A 9,035-nucleotide genomic window follows, 5' to 3' on the forward strand; every position below is an offset into this window, starting at 1 on the left:
GAAGGACGTTCATGCACGACAACCGAGGCGACCTCGGCATCACAGGTGTCACCCGCAGACGGATCCTCACGGGTGCGGTCGCGCTGGGCGGCGCCGCGCTGCTGGCCCGCCCGCAGGGTGTCTACGCGGCCGTCGGCGCCCTGTTCGACACCGCTCCCGCCGCAGCCGCGCTGAAGCGTCTGCTTCCCGACCACCACCGGCAGCTCACCCTGCGGGCCGTCGACGACGACACCGACCGCTTCCGGGTCACCGGCCGGGACGGGCACATCACGGTGGAGGGCACCAGCCCCGCCGTACTGCTCGCCGGTTTCCACACCTACTTGCGGCGCACCGCGCACGCCTCCGTCTCCTGGACCGGCGAGCAGCTGAACCTGCCGCGCACCCTCCCCGCGCCCGCCGAGGAGATCACGGGAACGGCCAACGTGCCGCACCGCTTCGCCTTCAACGACACCAACGAGGGCTACACCGGCGCCTACCGCAACTGGGACGCCTGGCAGCACGAGCTGGACGTGCTGGCCGTGCACGGAGTCAACCGGGTCCTCGTCTACATCGGCGGCGACGCGGTGTACTACGACACCTTCCGCCGCTTCGGCTACTCCGACGCCGCGCTGCGCGCCTGGATCCCGACTCCCGCCCACCAGCCCTGGTGGCTGCTGCAGAACATGTCGGGCTTCGGCGGACCGGTCTCCCGGCAGCTCATCGAACGGCGGGCCGAGCTCGCGCGGAAGATCGTCGACCGGATAAGTGACCTGGGCATGACGCCGGTCCTGCCGGGCTACTACGGCACCGTCCCGGACGACTTCGTGGCGAAGCACGGCGGGGACGCGGCGGTGGTGGCGCAGGGCGCCTGGGGCGCCTTCAAACGCCCCGACTGGCTCGACCCGCGCACCACGGCCTTCAGAGAGGTCGCCGACGCCTTCTACCGGGCCCAGACGGAACGGTTCGGCGCGAGCACGATGTACAAGATGGACCTGCTGCACGAGGGCGGCAACCCCGGTGACGTGCCGGTGGGCGAGGCCGCGAAGGCCGTCGAGACGGCGCTGCAGAAGGCCCACCCGGGGGCCGTCTGGGCGATCCTCGGCTGGCAGACCAACCCGTCCAAGGCGCTGCTCGACGGCGTCGACAAGAGCCGGATGCTGATCGTGGACGGTCTGTCGGACCGCTACACCACCGTCACCGACCGGGAGAGCGACTGGGGCGGCACCCCGTACGCCTTCGGCAGCATCTGGAACTTCGGCGGCCACACCCCGATTGGCGCCAACGCCCCGGACTGGGTGGAGCAGTACCCCAAGTGGCGGGACAAGGAAGGCAGTTCGCTCGCCGGGATCGCGGCGATGCCGGAGGCCGCCGACAACAACGCACCCGCCCTCGCCCTCCTCACCGACCTGGCCTGGACGCCCGGCACCGTCGACCTGGACGACTGGTTCGCCGCGTACGCCCTCTCCCGCTACGGCGGCCCCGACCGGCACGCCGCCGCGGCCTGGCAGACGATCCGCGACACCGCGTACAACATGTCCCGCGCGGACTCCTGGAGCGAGGCACCCGACGGCCTGTTCGGCGCCCGTCCGAGCCTGACGGCGAACAAGTCCGCCGCCTGGGGCCCGGAGAAGGACCGCTACGACACTACGGCCTTCGACGCGGCACTCACCGAACTCCTCGCCATACGCGCCGAGTTGAGGGACAGCTCGGCCTACCGGTACGACGTCGTCGACGTGGCACGGCAGGTCCTGTCCAACCGCAGCCGTGTCCTCCTGCCGCAGATCAAGGGCGCGTACGAGGCCGGGGAGAAAGCCCTGTTCGGCAGGCTGACCGAGACCTGGCTGGACTGGATGAACCTCCTCGACGACCTGCTGGCGGCCTCCGGCCCGCACCTGCTCGGGCGGTGGCTCGCCGACGCGCGCGCCTGGGGCGCCAACCGGACCGAGAAGGACCGCCTGGAATACGACGCCCGCTCCCTCCTCACCACCTGGGGCGGCCGCGCCAGCAGCGACGAGGGCCTGCACGACTACGCGAACCGGGAGTGGGCCGGGCTGGTCGGCGGCCTGTACCGCACCCGCTGGAAGACGTACTTCGACACGCTCGCCACTGGAAAGGACCCGGCGGCGATCGACTGGTTCGCCCTGGAGGACCGCTGGGCGAACGCGCACGAGACGCACCCGACCGAGCCCCACGGCTCCCCGTACGCCCTGGCCCGCCGCGTGCGCGACCTGCTCGCCGCCACTGCCCATCAGGCGGCCCTCACCGCGGAAACCAACCGGGGAGCGGTGGCCGAGGACACGCCCGCGACGGTGACGCTCACCTTCACCAACAGGAACGGGTTCGCGGCGGCACGCGGCGTGACCCTCTCCGTCACCGCCCCCGAGGGCATGGCGGTGAAGCCGCTCGATCCGGTGCGCACGGCGGCGGTGGCGTCCGGCGAAACGTTCGCCGCTCGCTTCGAGGTCTCTCTGGCAGGTGAGCCGACGGAACTGGTCGGCCGGGTCGTCGCAGCGGCGGCGTACGCGGGCGGCGGGAAGGCGGTCACGCCGGTACGGCTGGTGGCTGCGGCCGGGGTCAGCGACCCGTACCGTACGGTCTCCTACAACGACGCCGTGTTCGGCCAGGCTGGCAACGAGATCGCCGTCGAGGGCGCCGGGGCCGACCTGTGGGGCGACACCAACGAGTTCGGGGCGGTGTACCGGGCGGGCGCGTACGACGACGGAACCGTGGCCGAGGTCACGGTCACGTCCCAGGACGCGACCGGGGGCTGGGCACGGGCGGGCCTCGTCGTCCGCAACGACCTGGGCGCTCAGGGGAGCGCGGGCTATGTGAACCTGGCGGTCACGCCGTCCAACGGCTGCGCGCTGAGCTGGGACGCCGACGGTGACGGCCGTTTCGACTCGATCGCGCTGTCGGGCTCCTTCACCGCGCCGGTGCGGCTGCGGCTGACCCGGTCCGGCGCCTCGTACACCGGGGAGGCCAGCACGGACGGCGTCACCTGGACGACTGTGGGCACGGCCACGCCGGGAGGCCCGGCCGCCGCACAGGACGTCGGGGTCTTCATGACCGCGGCCAACGGCTGGAACGGCGCACGGGGCATCGCCACGTTCGACGGATTCACGGTGGCCTGATCTCTGTGCCCGCGACACCCGCAGTCAGCACGCCCAGGCGGAAGCTCGGCCACAAGACGACGGCCCGGCCTTGCCGGACGACACCTGCCTCAGCATGGTCGTCCGCAGCCCGCAGCCCGCCGCCTGGGACTGCGGCCGCTGGCATAGCACGACCACGCTTCTGACGGCCTCTGCCAAGCGGGGTCTTGCTACCAGTGGTCGCAAGACCCCGTGCCCCACGCTGGTTTAGAGACAATGCCGTGAAGGCCTTGACCCTAGGCCGGGTAGTTAGGGCCCGAGGTCGAATCCGGCGCGTCCATGCATCTGTCTCATGATCCTCTTGGTGCGGGTGTTGACGCCTTCGGTGCGGCCATTGTGGTAAGGCAGCGTGAGACCGTCTCCCGGCTCGGATTCGGCACCATGCGTCTGACCGGCCCCGGCACCTGGGGCCACCCCGAAGACTTCACTACCGCGGTCTCCGTGCTGCGCCAAGCGGTCAACGCCTACGGCATCACGCACATCGACACCGCCGACGCCTATGGTCCACACACGGCTGAAGCCCTCATCCGGCATGCCCTGTATCCGTACCCGGATGACGTGCTCGTCGCCACGAAGGTCGGCATGATCCGCCCCGCGCCCAACGTCTGGGCTCCGCACGGCCACCCGGGCTATCTCCGGGCCTGCGTCGAGGCGAGCCTGCGCCGACTGGGCCGTGAGCGGCTGGATCTCTGTTACCTGCACCGCATAGACCCAGATGTGCCGATCGAGGACCAACTCGGCACGCTGCAAGCCCTCAAGGGCGAGGGCAAGATCGGGCACATCGGTCTGTCCAAGGTCACGTCCGAGGACATTCGCCTCGCGGGCAAGTACATCACCGTAGCCGCGGTACAGAACGTCCTCAACGTGAGGGACCACTTCGACCCGGCTCTGGAACTCTGCCGGGACCTCGGCATCCCATACGTGGCGTACCGGCCGCTCGACGCGGGCAGCCTTGTGCGCGGCCCCGGACTTGAGGCATCCCTTTCCTGGCTGCTTCAGCTCGGACCGCACGTTGCCCCCATTCCCGCAACCAGCCGGCTCTGCCATCTCGCCGAGATCGTCAGCGCCGTCGGCGCCGGCGGGAGGCCGTGATGTCAGCAGTCACCCAGGCCATCGCCGCTCCCCGAATACGGGCCCCGTACGAGAACTGGCGGCCACCGGTGATCGGCGTCTCTCTTCTGGTGCCGGTCGGAGCCGATTGTCTCGCCGTCGCCGACCTGCGGGGCATGCTCATGCTGCCCGGCGGGGGCGTGTACGAGAGGCAGACGCCGGAGGCTGCCGCCCATCGCGTCCTCTCCGGTCCCCCGGGCGGGCTTCGGCTGCTGCGTCGCGTCGCCGTGGACTGGGTACAGACGCGGCGCAGGAAGGTCATCACGCACGTACTGGCGACTGCGCCTATGACCCGCGAGGCCGTCGGACACCTGATCTACCGCGATCCGCGGGCAACAGTGCGTGTGCTGCCCACCGTGCGCGTCATCGACGACCTTCCCACTCAGGGACGGCTACGGGTCCTAGTCGGGCTGCAGGCCCTCGCCACCGGCGAGACGGCCTACATCGAAGGAGGCGTTGTACTTCCCTCCGCACCACCAAACCTCACCCCAGAGTGGTGGGGGCAGAGGTCGCCCGGCACATGAAGGCGTGCCGGGCCGCCTCTGTTTCCGTCACCTGCGCAACAAGCCTCGGCGTTTCGGCCAACTCGCGTCACGTCGGAGGCCGTCCAGCACTGCGACCACGCGTTCGACGCCTTGAGATTCCGGGCCCTGCCCTTCGTCCGGAATCGAGCGCGTTCGACTCGCTCCCCGTCTCGTTGAGCCTGACACCGCCGGACCAACCAGGTGCGGCGCGGACCCCTGAAGAGGCATGCAGGTGACCGTGACCGACACCTCGCCCAAAGATTCCACGCCACCCCCTCCACCTCCGGCCACCATCAGCTTTGAGGGGAAGCACGGCAAGAACCCGCTGGCAGAGGCCAGTTTTGCGAAGATGTGCGGCCGGCTTCCGTCCGTGTTGGGGCACACCGCCCGCATGGCCTGGGCCGTGGACCGGCCCGCCGTCATGCTGCTGCTCACCTGCCAGTTCCTCGCGGGAGCCGCGGCCGCCATGGTCCTCGCGTTCACCGCGAAGGCCATGACGCATATCCTCGGAGCCGGCGTCGTCTCCGAACACCTGCATGCCGCCCTGCCCGCTCTCATCGTCGTCACGGCGGCCGCGGCGGTCGGCCGAGTCAGCAGCGCTTTATCCTCCTACGCCGACGGGCGGATCACCCCACTGCTGATGACCGAGGCGGACGTCGCCCTGGTGTCCGCGGTGTGCCGCGTCGAAGCCTCCGCATACGGGGAGGACGGCTTCTCCGACCGGCAGGAAGCCGCCGAGGTCGGCGTCACACGCACACGGATGATGGTGCAGGACGCCCAGCGCTTCATGACCGCCGTCGTCCGCATGATCGCCGCGGGCAGCGTCATCACGGCGCTGCACTGGATGATGCTGCCGCTGCTGCTGCTCGCCGTCCTCCCCGCCGGCATGGGAGCCGTGCTGTCCGCGCGCGTCGACTACGAGACCCACTACGCCAACGTCGGCGACCGCAACGTGCGGGCCATGATGCGCTGGTGGGCCACTTACTCCCGTTACGGCGACGAGGTCCGTGCGAACGGCATGACCAGCTACCTCGTCTACTGGTACCGGGCCCTGTCCGATCGCATCGACGAGCGCACCCTCACCGCCGCGCCCCGCATGCTGCGCATCGTCCTTGCGAGCAGCGCCCTCGGCGGGGTGTTCCTGCTCGGTACCTGGGCCACCCTCGCCTGGCTCGCCACCACCGGCCGCGTCGCCCTCCCGGTCGCGGCCACCGCGGTGGTCGCCGTCCAGACCACCCTGGCCGCGCTCTCGCAGTTCGTCATCCACGGCGCCGCGATGTTCCACACCTCGCTGTACCTCGCCGACATGCGTTCCTTCCTCGACATGGCCGCCGAACGAGTCCCCAAGCGCGGGGAGCTGACCATCTCCGAACGGGTAGAGGAGATCCGTCTCGACGAGGTCGTGTACCAGTACCCCGGCACGGAGGAGCCCGCCGTCGACGGAGTCTCACTCACCCTGCGCCGGGGCGAGATCCTGGCCATCGTGGGCGAGAACGGCTCGGGCAAGTCCACCCTCGCCAAGCTCATCACCGGCATCCTGCTCGCCGACAAGGGCCGTGTCCTATGGGACAGCACCGACCTGGCCGAAACCCGTCCTGACTCCCTTTGGTCCCGTACTGCCCTCGTCCCGCAGAACTTCGCCTGCTGGCCCCTGCGGGCCCGCGAGAACATCACTCTCGGGCAGCCCAAAACCTTCGACGACGGGCCCGTGTGGGCAGCCGTCGACGCCGTCGGCATGCGGAAGGCGGTCGAGAAACTGCCCAAGCAGCTCGATACCCTGCTCGCCAAAGAACTCTTTGGCGGCGCCGAGCTGTCCGGAGGCCAGTGGCAGCGGCTCGCGTGCGGCAGGGCCCTGTACCGGCAGACCCCGCTGCTGATCCTGGACGAGCCCACCTCGCAGATGGACCCGCGCGGCGAGCACCAGATCTTCCTTGAGATCAAGCGCATCGCCGCCGAGCGCATGACAATCGTCGTAACGCACCAGCTCGAGAACACCCGCCTCGCAGACCGGATCCTCGTCATGCGTGACGGCCGCATCATCGAACAAGGCCGCTACGACGAACTTGCATACGGGAACGGCTTGTTCGCTGAACTCCTTGCCCTGGCCAAGGACCGCTGACCGAGAGGCATGACGGCGGGGCGTCGACCCCGCCGTGCTTCATCAGCGAAAGACCGCGGATGCGGTCTGACGTGGTGAGACGCTGACCTGCGTGCCCGCCTGATTCCCGCTACTTCCCATTGAGCGCTGCGCAATCGGGCACGCAGGAAGCACATGCGACCTTCTCCCCGTTCGAGCCGGATGCCGGAAGATCCCTACCCGAGACCCGCGTCATCCGTCCACAACCGCCCGAGACAGAGCGACCAGCGGGCAGAATGGCCTCATGACAAAACTGTCCGCACGGTCGGTCCGTCGTGCCTCCTCTGGTTCAGTGCTGTCGTTGTGGTCACAGGACTCTGTGCTGTCGATCGGCTCAGTGGGATCGGTGCTGTCCGTGGGGTCCGTCGGTTCGGCCTTGTCAGTGGGCTCGATCGGAAGCGCCCTGTCGGTCGGCTCGATCGGTTCCTCCCTGTCGCTGATCTCAACCGGCTCGTGGCTGAGTACGGGATCGTTGTTTTCCGCGCAGTCGCGGTGGTCGGTGCTGTCCTGGCGTTCCTCTCGCGGTTTCCTGGCCGTGGGAGCGGTAGGGGCAGCAACCGGAGGCGCCCTGCTGTTGGCCCAGATGCTGCACAAGGCCGATACCGGCACCGGATGACTCTGATCAGGTTGAGGGGTTATTTCGCTCGGCGTTCAGACCGGAATGAGTGCTTGGTCCCGTGATGCAGGGGCGCGCCGGAAGACGGTGACCTCGCTGGCGAGGCTGCTTCCTTACGTCGAGATTCCCGGCGGTTCGTCGGGACTTCGCTGCGCGCCCTGTAGGCCACTGGCCGGAGCCTCTCGGAGCGACCCAACACGCACTCACTGCTGATGTCTTGCCGAGTGGCGGCCGGCCTGGGCTCGCGCCGAGCGAGGTGACCTCACCTCGTGACAAGTTGTGTCTAGCCTCCCTGTTTCGCTTCGAGCGGCTGAGCCTGTCTGAGCGGGTGTGCAGTGGTGGTTTCGGTTGCTCGTTGTCGGCGGGCATGGCCGTAGCCCGACGCGCGGGTCGGGTGCTCCGGGGTTCCTCGGGTTGTGAGCGGGCAGGGGCGGCGTCGTGGTTTAAGTGGCTGGCCGGGGTAGGGCCGTGAGGCGGATGAATGCGCTGGTCAGCTCGTTTCGCCAGGGCCAGGTTGCGGAGATGCGCAGGTGGAGGCGTCGACCGCCCCGGGTGATGCGGGCGGCTGCGTGCAGCAGCCGGTAGCGGAGCTTCCTCGGTTCGGCGGTGGCCAATTCGCCGTCCAGTAGCAGTGTTTGAGTCCAGGCGAGCAGGTCGACGCCGGTCAGGGCCAGCTCCAGCCAGGCGGCGTTGATCTGGAAGTGGCGGGAGGGGAAGCGGCCGAGGCCGGTGGTCTTGCCCTTGCGGATGCGGTCCTCGACGCGGGCGTGTGCGCGATGGCGGACCTCCAGGTGCTGCAAGGAGCCCTCGCCGTAGGGGGTGTCGGTGAGGAAGACCTGGTGGCGCATGCCTTCGTCCAGGTCGAAGAGCGATAGCTGGGCGCCGGGCGCTGTCACGTTGGCTGACCGGGTGGGATGATCTTCTGGTTGATCATGCTGGGAGGGGGTCGTCCGTGGGGAGCGCGTCACCGTCGTACAGGGGGCACCGGTACCCGGTCGAGGTGATCTCGCACTGTGTGTGGCTGTACTTCCGTTTCCCGCTCAGCTTCCGCGAGGTCGGGGAGCTGATGCTCCAGCGCGGGGTCATGGTCTCCTACGAGACGGTGCGCCGCTGGTGCGCCAAGTTCGGCCAGGCCTACGCGAACGGACTGCGCCGCCGCCGGCCCCGGCCCGGAGACAAGTGGCACCTGGACGAGGTGTTCGTCAGGATCAACGGGGAGCTGAAGTACCTGTGGCGGGCTGTCGGCCAGGACGGCAACGTCCTCGGCATCCTCGTCCAGATCCGGCGGGACAAAACCGCCGCCCGACGCTGCTTCCGCAGGCTGATGAAGAAGACCCGGTCGGTGCCGCGGGTGGTCGTCACGGACAGGCTGCGTTCCTACGGTGCGGCCCACCGCGAGGTCATGCCCTCCGTCGAGCGCCGCTCCCACAAGGGACTGAACAACCGGGCGGAGAACAGCCACCAGCCCACCAGGCAGCGTGAACGCGCGATGAAGGGCTTCCGCAGCACGGGCGCGGCCC

6 protein-coding genes and 1 pseudogene are annotated in these 9,035 nt (G+C 69.3%); 6 read left to right on the plus strand and 1 reads right to left on the minus strand.

Translation table 11 applies throughout. The features are described 5' to 3' along the window. Positions 1-11 precede the first annotated feature (11 nt). From ACFVWD_RS41820 to ACFVWD_RS41840, 5 genes are all read left to right on the plus strand, one after another. Positions 12-3,110: an alpha-N-acetylglucosaminidase TIM-barrel domain-containing protein gene (locus ACFVWD_RS41820; RefSeq protein ID WP_389603163.1), complete on the plus strand. Its 3,099-nt coding sequence runs from the start codon at positions 12-14 to the stop codon at positions 3,108-3,110. 354 nt (positions 3,111-3,464) lie between these two features. Further along, positions 3,465-4,220 carry an aldo/keto reductase gene (locus ACFVWD_RS41825; protein ID WP_389603164.1) on the plus strand — a complete coding sequence of 252 codons (756 nt, stop codon included), beginning with the start codon at positions 3,465-3,467 and terminating at the stop codon, positions 4,218-4,220. Then, positions 4,220-4,762 carry a hypothetical protein gene (locus ACFVWD_RS41830; RefSeq protein WP_389603165.1) on the plus strand — a complete coding sequence of 181 codons (543 nt, stop codon included), beginning with the start codon at positions 4,220-4,222 and terminating at the stop codon, positions 4,760-4,762. The genes ACFVWD_RS41825 and ACFVWD_RS41830 overlap by 1 nt, the downstream gene beginning before the upstream one ends. Before the next feature lie 226 nt (positions 4,763-4,988). Further along, positions 4,989-6,881, plus strand: a complete 1,893-nt coding sequence (locus tag ACFVWD_RS41835) for an ATP-binding cassette domain-containing protein (protein ID WP_389603166.1) — start codon at positions 4,989-4,991, stop codon at positions 6,879-6,881. Positions 6,882-7,143: 262 nt separating this feature from the next. After that, positions 7,144-7,515, plus strand: a complete 372-nt coding sequence (locus tag ACFVWD_RS41840; RefSeq protein WP_389603167.1) for a hypothetical protein — start codon at positions 7,144-7,146, stop codon at positions 7,513-7,515. 443 nt (positions 7,516-7,958) lie between these two features. Here ACFVWD_RS41840 and ACFVWD_RS41845 read toward each other — a convergent pair. Continuing rightward, positions 7,959-8,402 (minus strand): annotated as a pseudogene (locus ACFVWD_RS41845) (transposase); the annotation flags it as partial. A 65-nt stretch (positions 8,403-8,467) separates the two neighbouring features. On the opposite strand from ACFVWD_RS41845, the gene ACFVWD_RS41850 reads away from it, so the two are divergent. Beyond that, the coding region (locus ACFVWD_RS41850; RefSeq protein WP_389603168.1) for an IS6 family transposase at positions 8,468-9,035 on the plus strand (568 nt) is incomplete at its 3' end.

Origin of the sequence: Streptomyces sp. NPDC058086 (genome assembly GCF_042885015.1) — a bacterium.
Classification (GTDB): domain Bacteria; phylum Actinomycetota; class Actinomycetes; order Streptomycetales; family Streptomycetaceae; genus Streptomyces.